This window comes from Novipirellula aureliae (assembly GCF_007860185.1).
GTDB classification, from domain to species: Bacteria; Planctomycetota; Planctomycetia; order Pirellulales; family Pirellulaceae; genus Novipirellula_A; species Novipirellula_A aureliae.
Window position 1 is genome coordinate 246644 of sequence record NZ_SJPY01000001.1, and the last position, 23990, is coordinate 270633.

Below are 23990 nucleotides of genomic sequence, written 5' to 3' on the forward strand. Positions count from 1 at the left end.
TTCGTCGATGAAAAGCAGAGATGGATTCGTTGGACGCCAGTTGTTTTTTAATCAATTTTGTTTTGCGGACAATGCCTAGCCACTCTTTTCGACCAAGTCTGATTCTATCGTCCATTCACGTTTGGTACAGGCATAATAGTCGGCCGGCTTGGCTTCGCCGCCTTCCGCGACCGTTTTCTTTTCACCTTCGACCGCCTTGAAAATCGCATCGATATAGCGATGAATGGAATGATCAGCAAAATGATCGATTTTCCAGCGGCGAAGTCCGCCTAAAAAACCACGTAGCCGATCGCGGCGTTTCATAATCATGCCGAGTTTTCGCACGCGTCCGTTGCGGTCCATATAGATTTCGCTGCCACAATGTCGATACCCCAAAAAGAACGGTGGCACTCGAGTGACGATGTCGTTGTTATTGACGAAACGGAAATGCTCCAACTTGACGTAGTTGACGTAACGGTTGTTGCCCACGCGAGGGCTACCGTAGGTGTAAAGCTGCTCGGGATTCGAATCGATATGTGACAAGAAACAGCGTCCGCTGCAGATCGTTGCCATCGCCGCTCCGAGCGAATGCCCACAAAACCAAAGTGGTTGTTCATTGCTCATCAATGCTGTTTCGAGCATCGGCCATAGATCGTCGACTTCTTGTTTGAAGCCTCGATGAACTTTACCGATCGTTTCGGCAATCACACTGGTCGCATTGGCATCCGCTTGAATATCGTTCCACTCGTTCGGCTCGGTGCCTCGACAGGCGATGATGCAATCGAATTGGTTTCGAAATCGAAAAGCTTGCGAGCCATCGTGGTTATAAAATGTGACGTCATCGAATCCGGCTAACGTGGCAGCCCGCCTCGCTTCGTCTTCATCGTTGTAAGAAATCATCGATAGCTCCGCAAACAGAAGTGCGCGTTCAAGGAATGTCAAATCCTTGATTGGCCCTTTGACGTTTGAATGGACGACAAAGGGCACTTCCGCCGGATCGGCAACGATTCGGCTCGCCAGTTCATTTACAGCACCTTCACTCATCGCTTTGCATCTCCACTCATCGAGATAGACTCACTTGTCGAATTTGAAACTCCATCGGTAACGGGCAAACGTTCACCAATTTTGGGGTGTCCTCCGTCGACATCAATTTGTAACGTCAAGTGGCGGCGCCAATTTTCGTCGTCACACTTGGGATAATCGCTGCGGAAATGGACGCCCCTTGATTCCGTTCTTGCCAATGCGGCACGGACAATGCAAGATGCGACAACCAACAAATTCTGTAATTCCCAGCCTTCGACTTGGTTGAATTGTCGTGGCATCACGTAGGCCGCAAACGAACGAATCGAATCGGCTGCTTCGCGTAGTTCAGGCGCGTTCCGTTCAACGCCCGCTAAACGCCCCATCAAACTTTTGAGCGACACGCGGACGTCGGCGATATCGAACGATTCCCCCGAAGGATGCACGGATTGTTGAATCGGCAACGCCTCCATTTTCGAAGCTCCCTCTGCAGCCGCTCGTGTCGCAGCTTCGCCCGCATGCGCCCCATAGACGAGGCCTTCGAGCAAACTGTTGCTGGCCAACCGGTTCGCTCCGTGCAGTCCGCTGCTAGTCGCTTCACCGGCAGCCCAAAGTCCCGGTAGACTGGTCCGCCCTTGGCGATCCACGGTCACCCCACCGACCATGTAATGAGCACCGGGGCGAACGGGAATTCGGTCGCTGGTGATGTCCAAACCGAACTTGTCGCAGACGTCCGCGATCCCGGGAAACCGCCGCATCACAATCGCTGGGTCAATGTGCGAAAGATCTAAGTAAACGCACGGGTGTTTGGTTACCGCCATCTGGCGGATGATCGATTGGCTGACGATATCACGGGGGGCCAATTCGGCTCGCGAATCGTATTCGGGCATAAACCGGTTCCCAGTCGCATCGATCAAATAGGCGCCTTCGCCACGGAGTGCTTCGGTGATCAGCGACCGAGACGAACCGGCGATGTAGAGTACGGTCGGATGGAATTGGAAAAATTCCATGTCGCGAAGCTCGACCCCTGCGCGGTAGGCTATCGCCAAACCGTCGCCGGTGGCCACGGGAGGATTGGTCGATTCGCGGTAAACCTGCCCCGCTCCTCCTGTGCAAAGGATTGTCTCTTTGGCCCATACCAATTGCGGACGGTTATTGGCGTCGACAATTACGGCTCCCCGACAACGGCCTTCGTAGGTCAGTAGATCGACGGTGAAGGCATTGTCCCAAATTTCGACATTCGGTAATTCTCTCGTCCGTTTGATGACCGCCCGCATGATCTCTTGCCCCGTTGCGTCGCCACGGGCATGTAAAATTCGTTCACGGCTATGGCCGCCTTCGCGTCCGAGCGCCAAGCTGCCGTTGAACTGGTCAAACTCCGTGCCCCACTCGATCAACTCCTCGATCCGCCGTGGGCCTTCGCGGATGACCATATCGACCGTGTCGGGATCACAAAGATTCCCGCCCGCGACCAGAGTATCTCGCACGTGATCTTCGAACCGATCTTCGGGGGCGATCACGCCCGCGATACCACCTTGGGCGTAATTACTATTCGATTCACGCAGTCTATCCTTGGTCACAACGAGAACGGATTGATTCGATTCAACCGCATTGGCCGCTCGAAGTCCTGCCAATCCACCACCTATCACCAAAACATCGGTAAATCGGTGAGAAGCTCGGCGTGAATCGAAGGGCAAAAGGTAGCGAGGAGTCATAATGACGAAAAACTCAAAAAAAAATGTTAACGGGGACGAGCTGGAGGGCGTGTTGAACGGGGGATAGGGAATACTTTGCTAGGGATAAGAATGAGGGTTGCCGGTAGTGGATTTTGTCAAAGATCCCCATGCGGAAGGATCTTGAACAAGATCCACTACCCTAGGATTTGAATCGGACAAGGCTCCCGCGTATCGACATACCCTTGTTATAGCGGATACCCTACCGGTAGATGACCACACCGACTTCCTGCTTTCTCCTAAATTTGCTTAAAACTTGATGTCCGATCCACCATCCTGTGTTGCGAAAACGTCTGAGCACGAGACATCGAATGCGGCTGCAGCAATGGATCTGGCATTGACGACGATCCAACCTGGCGGGGGGATCGTGATGTCGATTGAATTGGCATGGGGCGGCATAAGACGCTGGTATTTGCGAAAATTTCGTCCTGGTTATGTCCAACGCATGCTGCAAACTCGACAAGGACACAAAGGATCATTGCCGTTCGACCCCGTCGATCCTCGAGACATCAAGTACTACCGCAACCAAGACACCTATTGGTGGGCCGATGCAGATGACCCGTTCCAGTGGCGTGAATCGTTGCCGTTTGTTCGTGTTGGTTTAGCGGAACTCCTTCTGTTGACAAGTTTTTTCGTATTGCTGGCGTTTCTATCGGTATTTATTTGGTGGCCGTTGAGCTTGCCGGCTCTGATGGTCGCCGCTTTGGTGGTTTATTTTTTTCGTGACCCCAAACGTCAAATCCCCGCCCTCCCAGGAACGATCGTCTCCCCCGCCGACGGCCGTCTCGTGCAAATGGAGGCGATTGAGGACCCCGAATTGGGGAAATGTATCCAAGTTGGGATTTTTCTTTCCATTTTCAACGTTCATGCCAACCGTGTTTCCCTTCCAGGACGCGTGATTTCGATCCGTTATCACCCCGGAAAATTCCTCAATGCTCTGCGACCTGAATCAGCCCGAGAAAATGAGAATTTAGACGTCACGCTCGAAGCCACCGAATCGGCCGCCGATCCCGCTGGCGAACCGTCACCTGTAACCCGCAAGTACCGGATTCGACAAATAACCGGACAATTTGCACGACGAATTGTGTGCTGGGTTCGACCAGGAGACGTTTTATTGCGCGGTGAAATGTATGGAATGATTAAACTAGGGTCTCGAACCGAGTTGGTTCTGCCTGACGATGGAAATTTAGATATCACCGCCAAGATCGGCGACAAGCTCAAAGCCGGCAGCAGCGTGATTGGTCAATACAAGTAAATCAGCCGCGATAAAACATGAGCGAATTGAAAAAAACGCTATTTGGAAACCAGCCAATGTCCCATCACGACGACCAAGACCATTTGGAGAATGGAGACTTTGTGGAGGAGGATACGATCGAAGATTCCGATGGCTTCGATCAAGCTGAACTTGAGCCCAATGAAATAGAAGAATCGCGTGTTCGTCGAAAGTTGGGGTCGCGACTTCGTAGGCGGCGAAAAGGCAAACGTTCCAAGCGGCGAATCAACCTTGCGTTTTTGCCCACCATCTTGACACTCGGAAATGCCGTTTGCGGGTTAGCAGCAATCTCCGTCGCCGTTAGCGTGAATTTGCCCTGGGCCGACGAGACGAAATTGTTTGTTGCGGGCGTATTGATCTTTGCGGGCATGGTCTTTGACGCGCTCGATGGTTCCGCAGCCCGGATGACAGGCCAAGAAAGCCGCTTCGGTGCCGAACTAGACAGTCTCTGCGATGTGATCACGTTCGGGGTGGCTCCCGCGGTTATCGTTTGGCGACTCAGTGATGTCTTTCCTCAAAAGCTAAGCTGGGCAATCGGCGTTCTGTTTACGCTGTGCGTCCTCATCCGACTAGCTCGGTTCAATGTCGAAACCGATGACGACGATGCACACGATGGCTTCGACGGACTTCCAAGCCCAGCTGCTGCGGGTACGATTGCCGCATTTGCAATCGCCTTGCCCGATGTCGCTGCCATTGCAACAGACCCTTACTACCCTGAATTCCTCCGTTCGATTGCCCGCTTTGCTCTCGATTCGTCACATTACGTCGTTCCCGCGTTAGCAGTTTGCCTAGCCTACTTGATGACTTCAAGATTCCAGTACGTTCATATCTTCCAACAGGTTATCCGAGGTCGATGGACAACCCACCAATTCGGAAAAGCATTGTTTACGATCGTGATCGGATTCCTGCTGCACTGGGTCGCGCTACCCATCGGATTCTGCTACTACGCTTTCGCTCCGCCAATCAGACAACTGTTTCGACGAAACGAACCAGTGACAAATGACAAATGAACTCGAAGCACATTTGATGACGGACCCAGTTTGATGACGGACCCAGTTTGATGGCGGACCAAGTTTGATGGCGTTCTGGTTGGTAAGTTAAGCGTGCGAATGAGCTTCCATCCGACTACCGTCGGATAATAGCTTGCGCGTCCGCTCGGACCAGGCTGGAGCTATCGGATGCTTCGAGCTGTTTTCCTGACTCGCTAGAGTATTTTTTATTTTCGGCTGTTCAGCAGAATCTGTGGGTGAAAAGGAAGTTGATTGGGCTGCTAGTGGAAACCTTGGATCGGACCGGGGGGAACCAGTTCGATTTCCGATTCCCAAACAGGATTTTGAATCGGAGGTGGTGCCTGCATGACTTGAATCACGACTTCCGAAACGCCATTTTCATGCAACGCGATGATGTCGCGAACACTCAACGGAGACGTTGTGCCGTATCGCTGGATTTGTGCAATGATTGCCGAGTCAGGGACCCCTTGGCGGACCATCGTGGCGACGTCCAACGGAGACAGGGGGCCAGCGACAAAGTTGCCGTGAGGCGGAGGTATGACGACCGGCTGCCCGCGGAAAGGTGGCTGCGGTTGCGAATGGTACGGGTACTGCGGTTGAGGTACCACGTGGTAGGACGGATGACCATGATGATAATAATTTTGGTGCTCAATCCTGCGATCTTTTTCGTTGCCGATCGCACCGCCTGCAATTGCTCCGACAGCACCACCAATCAACGCGCCAGCGGTTTCGTTGTTCCCCGAATCGCCAATCGCCGCACCGATTGCGGCGCCCGCTAACCCGCCAAGCAATGCACCGCGTCGCCGATGTGTACGGTTCTGCGCTTGCGTTTCACAGGCGACAAACAGGAACAAAAATGTCAGAACAATTGTCTTTTTCATAATAGAATCTTTCTAGGCGAACGGCTGCTGATTTCTCACCTGCCTTTGGAAGTGGATCTTCTATTCGCTGCTCGCCTTATCGTCACGAACGAGAATGCTCTTACCGAAAATCCGTGTCATCTCTTCTTCACTCATGAAGGGACGCTGGCTCGGTTGATAACCGGCATTCGCATGGAACGTCGATCGCGCGTTTGCAGCGGCTTGCGTTTGGTAAGCTGACCGTGCCGAGCGACTCGAGCGAAAGCCACCGAAAGGTCCTGCAGCGAAGCTGGAGCTGCCAAGAACCAAAACGATGAATAAAGAAATGGCAAAGCGTTTCATGAAATCAGTCTGTCGTGAAAGGTAGGAGAGTCTTCGGATCTTCCTTAGTTTTGCCCATAAGATGGCCAAACACGAATAGAATCGCCTTACCGGTTGCAGCGAATGAAACTTTCACTAGGGACGATAACGGATAGAGCGATTGCAGCGATCAGCTAGTCAACAGAAATCGAACGGGAGTAACCTTGGGAACATGAGCCTTCACCAATCGACACCAACAGCGGACGGCAGGTCGCCGAGAAAATGGACGGACCGACAGGCACGGTTGGTCGCTGGCTCACCCCTGCCAAGACGTTGGGCCTTGTCGTTCGCACCGAAACTCATCGCGGATGGATTCCGCTATCTCCCTAGCCATCCCAAAAACGCTTACTCGCGTTCGCCCATGCAATTTTTGGTTATCCGCCGTTTTTGGATTTGGGGTTGCTATAGCGACTCAGATCGGGCGTAGTCGATTTGGAAAGCAGGTCATCATAAGCACCGCGTGCGAACACGCAAAGAGCGTGTTGCGATGAATCGTCATCGTGAAACCCGGTTGTCGCAATGCCGATTTCCAGATAGACGAGAAAGCCGAAGCATTCACGCGGGCTCGCGTCGAATCGCAGTAGGGTTGGGTTTGGATCGACGCATGAATCTCGAGTCCAGATTTCCGTGCCGTTGAGCGAAACGGAAATGCCATTCGGAATCAATCCGACGTGATTGAGGGCATCGTCGTTCGAGAAACCAATGTTCAAGTCTGGGTTAGTCCACGAATGTGAAAACCCGCTTTTGTTCCATAGCGTTGAGATTTGTTGCGGTGCACCAAGCAGCGCATGCACCGCCTCGGCGGACATGCCAAATTGAAGCGGCAGCGCGCCGATGTATGGAGTAATTTCAAAATTGTGGTTACGCAACGCGGTCATAGGGCAGGCGGATTCGAGTCGGATAACGAAGTCATTACCGCCGGTTGTTCCGACAACAAGTGGCAAAATCGGGTGTTCTCGTCGGTTGATGAGATCCAGCCGAGTCGCGATTATCGCCGGCTCAAAACTCTGCGCCAACAGTTTGTGTGGCTAATTCCACGCGGTGGCGACAACACGATCGGCGAATGGTCCCCGTATTTCACACAAAGCACTGGTTCGCTCATGGATGAGACAACGCCAACACGAATCTACAACGACGGGCCTTGCCACCCTCGAACAAAGCTAGCGGTTGAAGCGGAGAAAGCGTATCGTGATTGGTTCGCTAAGACCGCGATGGGTGTTCCGGCTTGGACGCAGCCGAATGAGATGCTGTTTGACCAATTCATGTTGGCCAGGGCGGTCATAAAAAACAAAGCCGTTGTTGGTGCGGACCATGGCGTTTGTGTGTTTCGGCCAGACCATCCGATCGAAGCGTCGAAGACTCGCGGGCAAGCTCAGGCAGCGTGGATCGCTATCGAAGACGGGCGGCATTTCCGTCGCGAAGGTATTGATACGCAAACGATTCGTTCAGTTGCCGAAGCCAAGTCGCGGCGACTACTGCGTCTGAGGATCAGCAGTTCCAACTCCGCTTTCTTGTAGAAGCCCTGAACTCGGCGCGGCGCGTAGACGCAATCGTCCCAGATCCAATATTCGTAGCCGTTGGTGTAAAAAATGATCGGTCGCTGTCCATACATCGCTTCCAGGCAATCGGCATACAGCTTTGCCTGCTGTTCCCCGACTCGTGGGTCGCGTCGCGTCCGTTTGGCCTCGACCACCGCCAGCGGTTTACCATCGTCGCCCCACAGCACGTAGTCGACAAAGCCAATGTCGCCTTTCGCTCCGCGAAAGGCGCGTTCATCGGCGGTGCTACTTTCGCGGAGAGAAAGGCGACTATTCATCCCCGTCACGGGGAACTCGCGATCACGCTTTTGATCAAGCGGCCAGCCGGATTCTTTCAACCATTCGTCGATCCAGCGATCTCGGGTTTCAGCTTCGTTGTAATCGTGATCGTCCTGAATCTTCTCGGCAGCCTTTTTCGCCTTGGCTACTTCCGTGCGAAGCAACTTGATCTCGACATCCAGCTTGTCCTTGTCGGCCAACAGCAGAAGTGGAACAGTTCTTCGACCGTTGAAACGGCGTCCGCTTCGAAAGCGGCGGAAGGGGAATCTTTAGAGCTCGCAACACTTCGCGAGTAATAACGCCCTGCGCCATACCCTGCGACTTAGCTCACATGAACGCGACGTTGGTTGCAAGAAAATGATAAAGGTAGTCCGCGTCAAGCGAGTCACTTGGCCGAACGGCGGCGACTGATTGCCCGATAGCACAGTCGATACTTTGGTTTACTTTTCCAACTCACTCAATATCACTTGCGGGGGGCGATGGTCGACTTCTTCGTGGACGACTTCCTTGTAGCGGTTGATCGACAAGTCGTAACCCTGCTCGACAATGTCCGACTTCGGCACGCAAAAGCTCTGCGCCGTCCGCTCGTTGAAACCCTTGGGACACCCGCGGCTAGCGGGCTTGAGCAACCGCAGGAACAGCGTCAGAAACAGCAGCTCGGTCTTCTTGGTCTTGACGATTTGCAACAAGTCCTTGGCACAGCTCTCGTAATCCAGCGAGCCAGCGAACGGAGGATTGGCCAGCACCAGCGAGCCCCAAAGAGAATATGCTGACTGGCAAAGAACCGCTTCACCGTGTTTTCATTCAAGTTGTGGCGGATCAAACACAACCACATTCATGTTTCCGCTATCTGAACGAATGGGATTGACCGACCTATTGGTTTCCCAAGAAATTTAGGCTTGGCGATTTCGCCGTAATTGCCCACACGCAGCATCGATCTCGCTGCCTTTGCGTTGACGAAACATCACGTTAATCCCTCGAGTGACCAAAATCTCTTTGAATCGCGAGATCGATTTTGGACTCGGCGTCTTGTATGGCAAGCCCGAAACCAAGTTGTAAGGGATCACATTTAGCATCGCCGTGCGATGACGAAGAAGTGACGCCAAAGACTCAGCACAATCGTCGCTATCGTTGACACCACCGAGCAGCACATACTCAAACGTCAACCGACGACCACTGACGTCAAAGTAGCGGTCCGCTGCATCCAAAATCGCCTTGATGCCGATCTTCTTGTTGACGGGAACCAATTGAGTTCGAAGCTCGTCATGGGGCGCGTGTAAACTGACAGCCAAATTGTAGGCTACACCATGCTTCGACAATCGATCGATTGCAGGCGGCAAGCCAACTGTACTAATCGTGATCCGCCGAGGACTAATCCCCAAGCCTTCGGGGCTACGAGCGACATCGAGGGTCGCCAGAACATGATCCAAGTTCGCCAGCGGTTCGCCCATACCCATCATCACGATATGGCTGAGTCGTTCTTCCGCCTGCAAACGCGATTGCAGCCTCAGCATTTGTTCGAGAATCTCACCACGCGAGAGATTGCGGTCGACACCATCGAGCCCGCTCGCACAAAAGACGCATCCCATCGCACATCCGACTTGGCTGCTGACACAGATACTTCGTCTCGTTCCATCACGCAGTAAAACACACTCGACCTCGCCACCATCAAAAAGCCGAATCAATAGCTTGTCGGTGCCATCGGGCGAACTTGTAATCGCCGACTGTGACGCTTTGAAAATGACAAACGCACGATCGAGTTCGTCGCGAAGCGTCTTCGGCAAATTGGTCATCTCCTCGAACGATGTCGCACGTTTCTGATAAACCCAATTCCAAATCTGCTTCGCTCGAAACGCTGGCTGCCCCTTTTCTTTGAGCCAATCCGACAACGACGACTGGTCCCAGTCGAGCAAATGTTGACGTTGGTCGTCCGAATGAATGGACGGCGTTTCGGTAGGCAGGGTGACTACAGGAAGGGTCAAGGGATCGGTCCGCAGAACAGGGGTGATGAGTTCGGTTCAGCGCGTGCCTAGCGGGCCGCGCGAACCACATTGCTAACGCGAGGTCGGTTGGGTACGCGGTTTAGGGGGCGAGGTATGCCGCGTGTCTCGCTGATTCGCCAAGCGATGCCCACGGGGCAAAACCCGAAATACAATCCCGAAATATAATCCCCGCTACGAGAAATAGACAGCCGACGATTAGGACCGAGGCATTGCCGCGGCATAGTCGACGAACGCCGACGCTTCGTCGACCAAAAACAGCCGAGTCGATTCGAGCAGCGTGCCTTTTTCGTATTGTACGTTCTTCGCTGCAATCGTGTACTCGGTTAAGGCGAGGAAATAGCGGCTTTGTGCTTCGCTCACACGCCTTTGAGCATCGAGTAGTTGCTCAAGGTTGATTGGCATCCCCGCTTCACGACTGGTTTCGAGCGCCTCGAACGCTTCGGTTGCAGCCAGATAGCGATTCAAATTGGTGTCCATTTGCATAAACGCTCGATCGCTCTCGCCCACCACATCTGCCAAATCGTGCAGTATTTGACGCTCTTGCTCTTCTAAAATCGCACGGTCGCGAACCAATTGTGTCTTGGCATGGCGGACGGCTAAGTATCCTTGTCGCAGACCGATCGGTAATTTGAATTCCAAACTCGCTTCGTATTCTTGATAGTCGAATGTCCCGAGTTCCTCGAAGGCAGAATGGTCGCCCGCCAACTGCTGATCCAAACCCCGAACTCGATAAATGGTCACCAGATCAAGCGACGGCAGCAGATAGTTTTTTGCCGCTAACGCTTCCAATTCACGGCGTTTGACGAGCAACCGCTGTTGCTGCAATTCGCTACGAAGACGAATAGCCTCGGCGGAGATGGAATCCCAATCGAATACCATCGGTGCCGATAACGGCTCATCACTTGGACGCAGCAAAGCGAACTCGGTTACCGGCAAACCAATCAGCAACCGAAGCCGTCTTTCCGCCGTTAAGACGCCTCCAAGGCCTGCCACAGTACCGCCCGATGTCGAATTGTTGACCTGAGTGCCCTGTATCAACTTGCCCGCAATCGCATCTTGCAATTCACTTTGAAAGCGAAAGAACTGCTCTCGGGCGAGGGCCTCGGCAGCTCCCGATTTCCGATTGCTCGATTTTTGTGCATCATAGCTCAGCCACGTTTCGCGAGCCCGCTCGAGTGCCGATCGCTTGGCGTCCACGTCGCGGTATGCATAGTACAAATCCCAGTAGGCGTTGATAACGTTACTGACGTAATCACGAGCCCCTTGCCGGAATTGGGCCGACGTAATGTCGGTATTCACCTTGGCAACCAAGACGCCCGAGTAGATCCCCGGTTGACTGGCAGGACCTGCGATCCGGTTGAACTCAACGCCACCGCCTTGCATCAAGGGCTGCCGCATTTCGGCTTGCAATTGGGTTTGCCAAGCACTGTCGGTTAAGTTTCCGGTCGCGTTATTCGCATCGTAATCCGTTACCGTTCGAAGTGCGATCTCCGCCCCCGTCGCCGTTCGCTTTGATAACTGGGCAACGTAATCATGCGTGTCCTGCTTGAAGGCTGTTGAACCACCGCCGAAAAAGCGATTGTTGAAGCGGCGATCATTGTTTTGGAACTTGCCCATCGCATAGAGCTGGGCATCGAAGGCTGACAATGCCCCCTCGATACTGGTTTGTGGATCAAATTCTTGCAGCGGAACCGTTTGGGCGGTCATGACAACCCGCGGAGTACGAAGCACCGTTGCCCCCAAGTCTCGCAGCACTTCCGAATTTTCGAGTGACAATTGAATGATCTCGTTGAGCGAGATGTCTTGATAGCTAAGGGTATCAAAGTCTTCAATCGTACGTACCGTCATCGGTGGCGGCAAGGATTCGGAATACCCTACCGCCGGAGCTCCCAAGTCGACTTGGCTCATGATCGCGTCCACGCAAACGGTATCGTTGCACACGGTTGTCTTGAAGTCGCGATTGCCACGGCATCCGATCAAGACAGCAAAAATTGCGATCAGACAAAAAGCTATCGGCGCAGCGATCACCGAGAGAGCAGACGCTCGCTTTCGGCAATCCATTCGAGATCGCCTCGTCGCTTCGATAATTTGATAGCGTTTTTTCACCGATTCTCACACTCGAAGGGTATCTTTCCCTTTTATTCGTACCAAACCGCTGCTACCAATCAATCATTTAAGAAGGATTCATCCATTCAGCCGTTAGCAATGCCAATACAATCCAAAGAATCTTCACCAATCGCCTGGAGAAATGCTAGCAAGTAGCAGCGTCTCTCCGAGACGCTGTTTTTTTTGCGAGTCTCGGAGAGACTCGCCTACGAGAGGCTGGGCGTGCGAGTCTCGGAGAGACTCGCCTACGAGAGGCTGGGGAGGTGCGAGTCTCGGAGAGACTTGCCTACGAGAGGCTGGGCGTGCGAGTCTCGGAGAGACTTGCTTATGAGACGCTGGGAGGTGCGAGTCTCGGAGAGACTCGCCTACGAGAGGCTGGGCGTGCGAGGTTCGGAGAGACTCGCCTACGAGACGCTGGGGGGTGTGCGAGTCTCGGAGAGACTCGCCTACTGTTGCTCTGCGAGCTTGGTCTTGCAGCACCGGCACAAAAGTTCATATGAGCTAGCCTGGAGCAAAACATCACGATGAATACTCAAGAAAAATTGAAATCCGATCTGGCAAGCGGTGCCGTGGCAACACGAATTTCGACTGCCGAACAACTCGCAACGATGGGGGAAGAGGCTCAGTTCGCTGCGGTGGAATTGGTCGTTTCCTGTGCCGATGCGGATGAATCGGTTCGCAATTGGTCTGTCGCCGCACTCGAGGGCCTGGGCACTCCTTCGATCGAATCCATTGGTTCCCTCTGCGAACTAGCCAAGGACTCGAATCCAATGGTCGCCTATTGGGCGATTACACTACTCGGACGAATTGGAGCCAAGGCGTCAAATTGCCAAGACGTTTTGGCAAGAGTACTAACGCAAACAGCGGAGGTATCGGTGCAACAACGAGCCGTTTGGGCAATCGGAAAAATGGGGTCGCTACAACCGACAACGATCAAGTCGCTCGCATGGGCGTCTGAATCAAACGACCCGAAGGTATCAGGAACGGCACAGCGAATCCTTCAGCAAACCCTATCAATTTAAGCCAGAACAAAGCAAACGCTTGAGCATGGAGGCTCAAATCGCGTGACACGAAAACGATCCCGATCCCGATCAAAGCTGCGGTTCCCCAAACTGCTGCTGTTCGTTTTTACGTTGTTTTCAGGCAGCGGACTGGGGGGCTACTTCAACCCCGAATGGCCGGTTGTCGGACCGTTGGTGAGTCGGCTAACCGATTGGAAAGAACAGCATCCTGATGCGAATCTCACAGAGGCTGGGCTAAGAAGCACGGTGGCGGATGGAGTTGAGCGTGCGAAACAGTACGCCAAGGATCAAGTTAGCCAAGTTGCCAATCGGAACCAATATGGCAACAACGTGGTTCCAGCTCAATATGCTGCTCAAGACCGTTATGCAGCGGAAAGCCGCCAAGGATCGTCAGCGAATCGCGCTACTGACAAGCTTCTTATCGCGACATACAACATTCAAGTCTTCGGCAAAAGCAAAATGAGTAAACCTGCCGTCGTTGAGACTCTGGTCAAAATTGTGCGTTTGTTCGACTTGGTTGCGATTCAAGAAATCCGGGCACAAGACGATGATATTTTGCCCACTTTTATCAATTCGCTCAATGCGGACGGCAGCCAGTATGACTTCATTATCAGCCCAAGGTTGGGTCGAACCGTCAGTACCGAACAGTATGCTTTCATCTTTGATCGAACGCGAGTCGAGTACGATCCGAATGCGGTTGGCACGATGAGCGATCCATCTGATATGCTTCACCGTGAACCGTTTGTCGCTCGCTTTCGTGCCCGTACGGCATCACCCCAACACGCGTTTACGTTTTGGATGGTCAACACGCATACCGACCCGGATGAAGTCCCCGACGAGGTGGCTGCCTTGGCGGAGGTGTTCGAGGTGATGCAGCAAGCACGCCAAGATGAGGATGACGTCATCCTGCTGGGCGATTTGAACGCCAACGAAAACCAGATGGGACGATTAGGAGGATTGCCGAACATGGGCTGGGTCGTTCGCGGAATCACGACCAATACGCGCCGCACCAAAGCGTATGACAACATTCTCTTCAATACCCGAGCGACAACGGAGTATACCGGTCGTTGGGGTGTCTTTGATATCGAACGAGCCTTTGGGTTGACGCCCGAGCAAGCGTTGGACGTGTCAGACCACTTTCCCGTCTGGGCGGAGTACTCGGTGTGGGAATCAGGCCCGAGGCCCGGGCCGTACTGATGGGGTTGCCCCGAATGAAATTAAAATATTGCAACTGCAAGTTGCAATATGCAAGTTGCATTGCTCAAGTTGCAATTGGCAATGACTTTATCCCGGAGTCGTTTCGGTGCTCCCCTTCTCGGCATCAACAAGCCGAATTCCTACCGGTATTTCCGGTTGTATCTGTTGCAACGGCCCTTGTTAAGCGAGGCTGACTTTTTGGGGTGACTAGGCTTTGGCGAGTGGGTTGAGATTGCCGAGTGGTCATGTATCCAGCGTTTTCTTGTCGCAATAGGTTTGCGATTCGAAGACGGCAGGATGACGGATCGCTCCCTTCCCCTTGGTGGTTCGCGATGATCATGGCGAGATCGCTGCGAACCCGACGACCCAATTTGTTGGATAACTCATTCGTGATACAACAACCATCCCCCACGATGCTTGCGAGTGCTGCCGTTTCGCAGTATTTGCTCGTATGTGAAGCACGTTGCACGTCACTCGAAGACGGCTTTTGGAGTTTTTCGCTCGAGACGGCTGAGGGCGAACCGGTGTTTGCCGCCAGCGACAATGAAGCTGGCGACCTAAACCGCTTGACACTCTTAGCGGCCGTTCGCGGTCTGGAGTCGATTGAGGGCCCGTCTTCGGTGACCTTGCTTAGCAATAATCGCTATTTGACCCGCTCGCTTTCGGATTCGCTTCCGCGATGGAGGGAGAACCATTTTGTATGGGAGCATTTTGGGCGGCGCATTGATGTTCAACATGCCGATTTATGGCGGCGAGTGGACCGCGCATTGAAAATTCATTGCGTCGCGGCCTGTCTGGTTTCGTCTCGCATTGTCAGCCCCATGGTTTCCGAGACCCCGGATTCGATGTCGAGCAGCCAAGCGGAGAAACCCTCGGCAAACTTCCGCATCGATGCGCCACACCCCGCGATCGCAGGCCCCAAACGACGACGGCGCAGGATTGATGCCGAAGACCTGCAGTCGGTATCCGAACGAGATCGAGGGCGGAGCGAACGGCGACCACCCGCCGAAGTTCGGCCCAACGATCGACTTCGCCAATGGCTGCTGTGTGGCGGTTCGTCGAGCACGGCACCGTCGCATCGCCGCCCGATGACGACGTCGGAGTTGCTTGAGATGTCTTAACGACTCCGCCTGAGGGCCGACCATTGCTCGGCTGCCTCGAACCTCTCTTTTTACTAACCCGTTCGATTCACTCTCTTTTTCTTGCTTTCGGTATCACAAATGCACACTCAAGTCTCGTTATCGTCGATCACCCGTTTGATTGACGGAACGCACGAAAATCCTTCTAGTTTGCTCGGCCCCCACCCCGTCGACTATCGTGGTAGTCAAGCGGTTGCGGTCCGCAGCTACTTACCTGAAGCGAAAGCGGCTTGGGTGGTTGAACGATCGAGTGGCGAACGGCGTCCGATGCGACGCATTCACCCAAGTGGCTTTTTTGAGGCGATTTGTGAGTCGATCGACAGACCGGCACAAAGCCGTAAAATGAATGAAGATATCTCTGCGAAATCGAAGTACCACATCCAGATGACGAACGACACCGGAAAGATGATTGACATGCAAGACCCCTACGCAGCTCCTTCGATTTTGAGCGATTTTGACCGCTACCTTATCGGCGAGGGTAAACACCACCAAATCTATGAGCGGCTCGGCGCGCAATTGAGAACCGTCGACGGACAATCCGGCGTCAACTTCGCCGTCTGGGCACCCAACGCCAGAAGCGTCCAAGTTGTCGGCGACTTCAATGGCTGGGACGGCCGCAAATCGGTGGCCCGTTCTCACGGCGATCTGGGGATTTGGGAATTGTTCGTGCCAACCGCCAAAGCAGGCGATCGCTACAAATTTCGCATTCACGGCATGGATGGATCCTGGATCGACAAGAGTGACCCATTCGGTTTCGCTGCGGAATTGCCACCGTTGACCGCATCGATCGTGACAGATTTGAACAATTACCAGTGGGAGGATGCCGATTGGATCGAGCGTCGGGCCGAGTGGAATCCGTTGCACGAACCGATGAACGTTTACGAAGTTCATTTGGGCAGCTGGCAAAAAGGGCCTGGACGGACTCATGGTTGGCTCGACTACAAAGACTTGGCACGGCGTTTGTCCGAGTATTGTCACCGTATGAATTTTACCCACGTTGAGTTAATGCCCGTTAGCGAGCATCCCTACTCGGGTTCATGGGGCTATCAAACCGTCGGCTACTTTGCCCCCACGAGTCGTCATGGAGATCCGAACGACTTCAAATTCTTCGTCGACTATTTACATAAGCAAGGTATCGGTGTCATCGTCGATTGGGTCCCCGCCCACTTCCCCAAAGATGCTCATGGTTTGCGGCGCTTTGATGGGTCGGCATTGTACGAGCACGAGGACCCCCGAAAAGGCGAACACCCCGATTGGGGAACCATGATCTTCAATTACGGACGCAACGAAGTCCGCAACTTCTTGATCGCCAACGCACTCTTCTGGCTAGACAAATATCACATCGATGGATTGCGCGTCGATGCAGTCGCGTCAATGCTGTATTTGGACTATAGCCGCGAAGAGGGCGGCTGGGAGCCTAACCAATACGGCGGGCGAGAAAACTTGGAAGCACTCCACATGCTCCGCGAATTCAACGTCGCGGTTCACGAAAACTATCCTGGCGTGGTCACCGCAGCCGAGGAATCGACCGCTTGGCCTGGAGTCTCCAAGCCAGTCGATGACGGCGGACTCGGATTTACCTACAAATGGAACATGGGATGGATGAACGATACCCTGTCCTACATGAGAAACGAACCGATTCATCGCAAATTTCATCAAAACGAATTAACGTTTAGCCTGATCTATGCGTTTACCGAAAACTTCGTTTTGCCGCTTTCGCACGATGAAGTCGTCCACGGAAAAGGATCGCTGATTAGCCAAATGCCAGGCGATATGTGGCAAAAGTTTGCTAACCTACGCTTACTCTATTCCTACATGTGGACCCACCCAGGAAAGAAATTGCTGTTCATGGGCGGTGAGTTCGCTCAATGGAACGAGTGGAACGATGACGAAGGCCCCGATTGGATCTTGCTCGACTTCGCGACGCACCGAGGCGTCCAGCAATTGGTTGCTGACTTGAACAAATTGGTAATCGAAAATCCCGCCTTGCATCAATTCGATTTCACAAACGAAGGGTTCGAATGGATCGACTGCATGAACGCGGACGACAGTATTCTGGTCTACCTTCGCAAAGGCATGGACGGTGCACCACCGATCTTGGTATGCAGCAATTTCACTCCCGTCGTTCGAACAGCCTACCGCGTCGGCGTTCCACACAGTGGCTTTTGGAAAGAGATTTTCAACAGCGATGGTGAAGCTTATGGCGGTAGCAATGTCGGCAACTACCCAGGCCGAAAAACGTTTGGCGAGGAACACCATAGCCGCCCCGACAGTATCTCGGTCGATCTACCGCCACTGGCCACCGTCATCTTCCGGTTGGAACACTAGAGCATTTTGCAAAAAGTCGTAGGCTGCGTGATTAGTGGCTGTGGCTTCCAGCCGCAGCGTTCTTCTCAACTGGGGCTGGAAGCCCCAGCCACGTCAAAAATCAGAATGCACTAGGAGACGTAAGGCTCGCATTGACGCATCGGCTTGCTTTTCAGGTAGCAAAACTCCCCAAGAGCTTCGGCGAGGTCGCCTCGCGCGAGGGCGGTGAGTTCAAACCGAATGCCTGAATTCCAGCGAGCGTAGGCTTTTCTTCTGTCGAGCTGGCCCCCGATTCGGATCAGCCAACCGATCGACTCCAACCGGCGTTGACAACAACCGCGGCCTTGGAAGCTCATGAAACTTCGCGCCCCCTTTAGCGCGATCTAGTACTTTTTGTGCCCATCTCTATTGACGATCTAGCTCTGTGGGGCTACCTTCTCATAAGTGAGACTTCGGAAGACCCTCCGCAACATAAGAACCGCTAATACTAAAGAGACCCGATTGCATCTGCGAAACCTCGAATTGTTCTGCTCAGTGGCTGACCAGCGTAGCTTTTCCAAAGCGGCGGCGGCACACGATTTGACCCAGAGCGCAGTGAGTCAGGCGATGCAGCAATTAGAGGATTCCTTGGGGACGCTTCTAATCGATCGCTCCAAGCGTCCGCTTGTTTTGACACCGGCGGGTCAAACCTACGTTCGCGGCTTGCGAAATGTTCTTCGCCAACTGCATCGCCTCGACCAAGAGGTTGCGACGCTTGGTGAAAGTTTGAGCGGTCAATTGAAGATCGGTGCGATCTATTCGGTTGGACTTAGCTATCTTCCCGAAGCGACCGAAGCGTTTAGCAGCCAACACCCTGAGGTCGACGTCAAACTCGATTTTGGGACCAGTGAACGGGTGATCGAGATGACATCGGAGGGGCAGGTCGACTTTGGGCTGATCAGCTTTCCGAAAAACACGAAGTCGCTTCAGTCGGTCTTGTGGCAACAGGAGCCGATGCGATTGGTCTGCTCGTCCGACCATCGCTTTGCCAACCGAACCAATTTGGATATCTCAGAACTCAAGGGGATTCCGATGATTGGTTTTGAGCGAGGTTTGGCACTTCGAAAAGAGATCGACCAGTATTTGTTGAAAGCAGGCGTCACGGTCGACGTCCGGATGGAGTTTGACAACGCGGATTCCATGATTCGGATGATTCAAGCGAGCCGAGGCATTGGCATTGTCCCCGAGGCCGCCGTTCGCCGCGAAACAGCTAACGGCTCGTTGAGGGTGGTAGCCTGTCGCGGATTCAAGATGACACGCCCACTCGGAATCATTTTTCGGCGATCGGGGCAACTCAGTAAAGCAGCAAGCGAATTCGGTTCACTGCTGCTCGGCCGCAGAATTGAAGCGGCCAAACATAAACCTGGTAGCGGGAAAGCCGCTGAGGAAATCCAAACGACCGAACACGGAAAAAAATCTTCGGTCGTTGCCTAAGTCCATTGGGCATCTCCCTTACTCAAACGTAAAACGGATCAACCATGATGAACCAAACATCGTTTCACTTGCCGCCAGCCCAGGGACTCTATGATCCTCAGCACGAGAAAGACTCGTGTGGCGTTGGCTTCATTGCTCATATCAAGGGCAAGCCGAGTCATCAAAACGTTCTGGATGCGGACCAAATCCTGCAAGCGATGGACCATCGCGGTGCCTGCGGCTGCGAACCGAACACCGGAGATGGATCGGGCATCATGGTTGGTTTGCCACACAAGTTTTTGCGAAAGGTCGCTCAGCGTGATCTAGGCGCCGAACTGCCTGAAGCGGGCAAGTTCGCTGCGGGTCTCGTTTTTCTACCAACCGATGAATCGGAACGAGCGTTTTGCAAGGAAACGATCGAGTCGTTGATTGCCGAATCAGGCCAGAAACTGATCGGTTGGCGAAAGGTCCCTCAGTGCCCTGACGTCGCCGACGTCGGGCCGACTGCGCGGCGAAGCGAACCACACGTCGAGCAATTGTTCGTCGCTGCTGCCGAGGGGCTAAGTGGTGACGAACTGGATCAAAAATTGTACTTGATTCATAAGCAAGCCAGTCACCGACTGCGTGGTGGCAATGAGATCAAACAAGCGTTGATGTTCTACATCTGCTCGCTCAGCACCAAAGTGATCATCTACAAGGGGATGCTCACCCCGGCTCAGGTCCTGCCATACTACCCCGATCTTCAAGACGAGGATTTTGAGACGCATTTGGCGATGGTGCATAGCCGTTTTTCGACCAATACCTTCCCAAGTTGGGATCGTGCCCAGCCCCTGCGTTTCATGAGTCACAATGGCGAAATCAATACGCTTCGCGGTAACTCAAATTGGATGAGGGCTCGCGAAGGAGCCGCCGAAAGCAACATTTTCGGCGACGATTTGAAGAAGCTATTCCCGGTTTGCGAGGCCCATTGTAGCGACTCCGGTACGTTTGATAACGTGTTGGAGTTTCTGCTAATGAACGGGCGGACGCTACAGGAAGCGATCATGATGATGGTCCCCGAAGCGTGGCAGATGCACGAAACAATGCCCGAGGACAAACGAGCGTTCTACGAATACTTCTCGTGCTTGATGGAACCTTGGGATGGACCGGCATCGATCGTTTTCACCGACGGTCATTACATCGGCGCGACACTAGACCGCAACGGTTTGCGACCAAGTCGCTATTACATCACTCACGATGACCGTGTCATCATGGCGAGCGAAGTGGGGGTTTTGCCCGTCGACCCAGCTATCGTCAAACACAAAGGACGCTTGCAACCAGGAAAAATGTTCTTGGTCGATTTCGAGCAAGGACGTTTGATCCCCGACGAAGAACTCAAGAGTTCCTTCGCCAAAAAGATGCCTTATGGTCAATGGCTAAAAGACCAACGCATCACACTCGAGGACCTGCACCCGGAAGCCGAAGGTCACGGCTTTGATTCGGAATCCCTCCTGCCTCGGATGCAAGCGTTTGGTTACACCAGTGAAACGATGACATTCATGCTGCGACCACTCGTCGAGCAACTCCGTGACCCCGTCGGCTCCATGGGGAACGATAGCGCGCTTGCTTGTTTGAGTGACAAACCACGAATGATCTATGATTATTTCAAACAGCTGTTTGCCCAGGTGACCAATCCTTCGATCGATTCGATTCGCGAAGAGGTCATCATGTCGCTGGAGTGCTACATCGGCCCCGAACAGAACCTGTTAACCGCGACGCCCGAACATTGCCACCGTTTGTTGGTAAGTCATCCGATCCTGACGAATGAAGAGATCGCGGCGCTCAAACATGTCAACTTCGAAGGCTGGCAAAGCCGAGTGATCGACATCACGTTTGACCGTAGCGAGGGCAAGGCAGGATTACGGAAAACACTCGAGCGAATTTCACGAGAAGCGGAAGAAGCGGTCGACGCAGGAATCGAACTGGTCGTCTTGAGCGATCGTGCCATTAGCCATGACCGAGTCCCCATCAGCGCGTTGTTGGCTGTCGGTGCCGTGCATCATCATTTGGTGAAACAGGCCAAACGAACTCGGATCGGCTTAGCGATCGAAACGGGAGAAGCGAGAGAGGTCCATCATCATTGTTTGTTGATCGGCTATGGTGCCGATGCCATCAACCCATACCTTGCATTCGAAGCCCTCTGGCAAGCTCGCCGCGATGGCTTGATGCCTCCCGTACTCGATGATGACAAGATCGTCGCTGCCTACCGCAAGGGTGTTGCCAAGGGCATGTTGAAAGTCATGGCCAAGATGGGAATCAGTACGCTGCAAAGCTACAAGGGCGCACAAATCTTTGAAGCCCTTGGACTGAAAGACGAGATCATTGAGACTTGTTTTGTCGGAACCGCGAGCCGAATTCAAGGGGTTTCGTTTGACGTGGTAGCCGAGGAAACACTTCGCCGCCATCGCCTTGGGTATCCCAATCGGAAGAGCGACACCAGCCATCAATTGCCAAGCTTGGGCGAGTTCCATTGGCGTGCAGAAGGCGAAAAACACGCCTGGAGCCCGCAATCCATTTCGTCTCTGCAAGTTGCCGCACGGACCAACAACGAAGACGCCTACTGGAAGTTTGCTCACGCGATCAATGAAGACAACCGCAACCGCTGCACGCTCCGTGGACTGCTCGGGTTCAAGGAAGGTGCCGCCGGCCAACCGGTTCCGCTCGACGAAGTCGAACCTGCTAGCGAAATCGTAAAACTGTTTTGTACCGGAGCGATGAGTTTCGGCAGCATCAGCGCCGAGTCGCACGAAACGTTGGCGGTCGCCATGAACCGCCTCGGTGGCAAGAGCAATACGGGCGAAGGTGGCGAAGATCCGCTTCGATTCTTGCCCCTCGCCAACGGCGATTCAAAACGGTCGGCGATCAAACAGGTCGCTTCGGGGCGTTTCGGTGTGACGATCGAATACCTGACGAATGCCGACGAGATTCAAATAAAAATCTCCCAAGGCGCCAAGCCAGGCGAAGGTGGCGAATTGCCAGGGAAAAAGGTCGACGAGACGATCGCTCGGATCCGTTACAGCACCCCTGGCGTTGGCCTGATTAGCCCGCCACCGCACCACGATATCTATTCGATCGAAGACCTAGCGCAATTGATTCACGACCTTAAAAACGCCAACCGGGCCGCTCGGATTAGCGTGAAATTAGTCAGTGAAGTTGGCGTCGGCGTGATCGCTTCAGGCGTCGCCAAGGCACATGCCGATCACATCTTGATCTCGGGCGATACCGGTGGAACCGGGGCTTCGCCGCTAACAAGTATCAAGCACGCCGGCTTGCCTTGGGAATTGGGCATTGCCGAAACCCATCAAGTCCTGGTACTCAACGATCTGCGTAGCCGTGTCGTCTTGCAAACCGATGGTGGTTTGAGGACCGGCCGCGACGTGGTGATTGCAGCGTTGCTCGGCGCCGAAGAATTCGGTTTCTCCACAGCGCCGCTGATCACGCTCGGGTGCATCATGATGCGGAAGTGCCATTTGAACACTTGTCCGGTCGGCATTGCCACGCAAGACCCCGAATTACGGGCCAAGTTCACTGGCAAACCCGAACATGTTGTCAACTATTTGTTCATGGTGGCTGAGGAAGCACGCCGGATCATGGCGAAGCTCGGTTTCCGTAAAATCTCCGAAATGACCGGTCGTAGCGATTGCTTGAAAACGGACGAGGCGATCAAACATTGGAAAGCCGATGGACTCGATCTGACACCAATCCTACAACCTGCGAACAAGCCGCATTCAAAGGTCGACGTTCGCTGCACACAAAGCCAAGATCATGGTTTGGACAAATCACTCGATTTGACCGTTCTGCTCGACGCAGCAAAACCAGCTATTGAGTCGGGTGAACCGGTGCGAATTGAATCACCGATCGTGAACATCAACCGAACGGTTGGTACGATCCTCAGTAATGAAGTTGCCAAAAAGTACGGCCAACCGGGGTTACCAGATGACACAATTGTATTGTCATTAAATGGTTCTGCTGGCCAAAGTCTCGGCGCCTTTTTGGCTCACGGCATCACCATTGAACTCGAGGGCGATGCAAACGATTACGTCGGCAAAGGCTTGTCGGGAGGGAAAGTGATCGTCTACCCACCGCGTGAAAGCAGCTTCGCAGCCGAAGAGAACATTCTCGTCGGGAACGTTTGCCTGTACGGTGCGACGGGCGGTGAAGCCTACTTAAGTGGGCGAGCTGCTGAACGTTTCTGTGTTCGCAACAGTGGTGCACGAGCGGTCATCGAAGGTGTCGGTGACCATGGATGCGAATACATGACTGGCGGACGGGTCATCGTTCTCGGGTCAACCGGACGCAACTTCGCAGCAGGTATGTCAGGAGGGATCGCTTATATTTGGGACACCAAAGGCGAATTCGCTTTGGACTGCAACTTAGCGACCGTGGAACTCGAGGCGATCGAAACCGCTGAAGAGGAAGCGGAAGTCAAGGATATGATTCAGCGACATCATGAATACACCGATAGCAAGGCGGCTCGGCGAGCACTCGACAATTGGGACCAATTCATGAGCCAATGCGTCAAGGTCATGCCAACCGATTACAAGCGAGTCTTGAAGGAGATGAAAGCGAAACAAGAGGAAGCCGCTCCAGCGTAACTCTGCGGCGGATCCACGTCCCGAACCGCAATGGCTGGAGTGTAGTCATTCAACGACTCAAGAGGCGTGACGAGCAAA

At 53.6% G+C, this 23990-nt stretch carries 17 protein-coding genes; 8 read left to right on the forward strand and 9 right to left on the reverse strand.

Translation table 11 applies throughout. The features are described 5' to 3' along the window. Positions 1 to 75: 75 nt before the first annotated feature. Positions 76 to 1023, reverse strand: coding sequence for a lipase family protein (locus tag Q31b_RS01030; protein ID WP_146597836.1), 948 nt, complete (start codon positions 1021 to 1023; stop codon positions 76 to 78). Beyond that, positions 1020 to 2717, reverse strand: coding sequence for an L-aspartate oxidase (nadB, locus tag Q31b_RS01035; protein ID WP_146597837.1), 1698 nt, complete (start codon positions 2715 to 2717; stop codon positions 1020 to 1022). Before nadB ends, Q31b_RS01030 begins: the two co-directional genes overlap by 4 nt. A 274-nt stretch (positions 2718 to 2991) precedes the next feature. Here nadB and Q31b_RS01040 point away from each other — a divergent pair, with 274 nt between their 5' ends. Both Q31b_RS01040 and pssA read left to right on the forward strand, forming a co-directional pair. Continuing rightward, entirely contained in the window at positions 2992 to 3987 is a 996-nt protein-coding gene (locus Q31b_RS01040; protein ID WP_197170718.1) for a phosphatidylserine decarboxylase, read from the forward strand. Between the two features lie 56 nt (positions 3988 to 4043). Continuing rightward, positions 4044 to 5015 (forward strand): CDP-diacylglycerol--serine O-phosphatidyltransferase, encoded by a 972-nt coding sequence (pssA, locus tag Q31b_RS01045; RefSeq protein WP_231617208.1) that lies wholly within the window; start codon positions 4044 to 4046, stop codon positions 5013 to 5015. Between the two features lie 260 nt (positions 5016 to 5275). Here the strand turns inward: pssA and Q31b_RS01050 are convergent, their stop codons facing one another. The 7 genes from Q31b_RS01050 to Q31b_RS01080 all read right to left on the reverse strand — a co-directional run bounded on the left by Q31b_RS01050 (position 5276) and on the right by Q31b_RS01080 (position 12116). Continuing rightward, positions 5276 to 5896 (reverse strand): glycine zipper domain-containing protein, encoded by a 621-nt coding sequence (locus Q31b_RS01050; RefSeq protein WP_146597839.1) that lies wholly within the window; start codon positions 5894 to 5896, stop codon positions 5276 to 5278. 60 nt (positions 5897 to 5956) lie between these two features. Next, the gene (locus tag Q31b_RS01055; protein ID WP_146597840.1) at positions 5957 to 6217 is read right to left on the reverse strand and encodes a hypothetical protein; all 261 of its coding nucleotides are present in this window, start codon (positions 6215 to 6217) and stop codon (positions 5957 to 5959) included. 392 nt (positions 6218 to 6609) lie between these two features. Further along, positions 6610 to 7179 (reverse strand): hypothetical protein, encoded by a 570-nt coding sequence (locus tag Q31b_RS01060; protein WP_146597841.1) that lies wholly within the window; start codon positions 7177 to 7179, stop codon positions 6610 to 6612. Between the two features lie 428 nt (positions 7180 to 7607). Then, positions 7608 to 8252 (reverse strand): type I restriction endonuclease, encoded by a 645-nt coding sequence (locus Q31b_RS01065; protein ID WP_197170722.1) that lies wholly within the window; start codon positions 8250 to 8252, stop codon positions 7608 to 7610. Positions 8253 to 8492: 240 nt separating this feature from the next. Further along, entirely contained in the window at positions 8493 to 8798 is a 306-nt protein-coding gene (locus Q31b_RS01070; RefSeq protein ID WP_231617209.1) for a hypothetical protein, read from the reverse strand. A gap of 147 nt (positions 8799 to 8945) precedes the next feature. Further along, positions 8946 to 10034: a 23S rRNA (adenine(2503)-C(2))-methyltransferase RlmN gene (gene rlmN / locus Q31b_RS01075; protein WP_197170725.1), complete on the reverse strand. Its 1089-nt coding sequence runs from the start codon at positions 10032 to 10034 to the stop codon at positions 8946 to 8948. Between the two features lie 216 nt (positions 10035 to 10250). Further along, a complete protein-coding gene (locus Q31b_RS01080) occupies positions 10251 to 12116 on the reverse strand; it encodes a TolC family protein (protein WP_146598679.1) in 1866 nt (621 codons plus the stop codon). A 569-nt stretch (positions 12117 to 12685) separates the two neighbouring features. Between Q31b_RS01080 and Q31b_RS01085 the strand changes: the two genes are divergently transcribed. The 6 genes from Q31b_RS01085 (at position 12686) to gltB (ending at position 23912) form a co-directional block, all read left to right on the forward strand. Continuing rightward, positions 12686 to 13183 carry a HEAT repeat domain-containing protein gene (locus tag Q31b_RS01085; protein ID WP_146597844.1) on the forward strand — a complete coding sequence of 166 codons (498 nt, stop codon included), beginning with the start codon at positions 12686 to 12688 and terminating at the stop codon, positions 13181 to 13183. 42 nt (positions 13184 to 13225) lie between these two features. Continuing rightward, positions 13226 to 14380, forward strand: coding sequence for an endonuclease/exonuclease/phosphatase family protein (locus Q31b_RS01090; protein WP_146597845.1), 1155 nt, complete (start codon positions 13226 to 13228; stop codon positions 14378 to 14380). A gap of 389 nt (positions 14381 to 14769) precedes the next feature. Next, positions 14770 to 15501, forward strand: coding sequence for a ribonuclease HI (locus Q31b_RS27760; RefSeq protein WP_197170727.1), 732 nt, complete (start codon positions 14770 to 14772; stop codon positions 15499 to 15501). 99 nt (positions 15502 to 15600) lie between these two features. Beyond that, on the forward strand, positions 15601 to 17847 hold the full coding sequence (glgB, locus tag Q31b_RS01100; RefSeq protein WP_146597846.1) for a 1,4-alpha-glucan branching protein GlgB: 2247 nt from the start codon (positions 15601 to 15603) through the stop codon (positions 17845 to 17847). Positions 17848 to 18327: 480 nt separating this feature from the next. Then, positions 18328 to 19299, forward strand: a complete 972-nt coding sequence (locus Q31b_RS01105) for a LysR family transcriptional regulator (RefSeq protein ID WP_146597847.1) — start codon at positions 18328 to 18330, stop codon at positions 19297 to 19299. A 44-nt stretch (positions 19300 to 19343) separates the two neighbouring features. Then, entirely contained in the window at positions 19344 to 23912 is a 4569-nt protein-coding gene (gene gltB, locus Q31b_RS01110; RefSeq protein ID WP_146597848.1) for a glutamate synthase large subunit, read from the forward strand. The last annotated feature ends 78 nt before the right edge of the window (positions 23913 to 23990 follow it).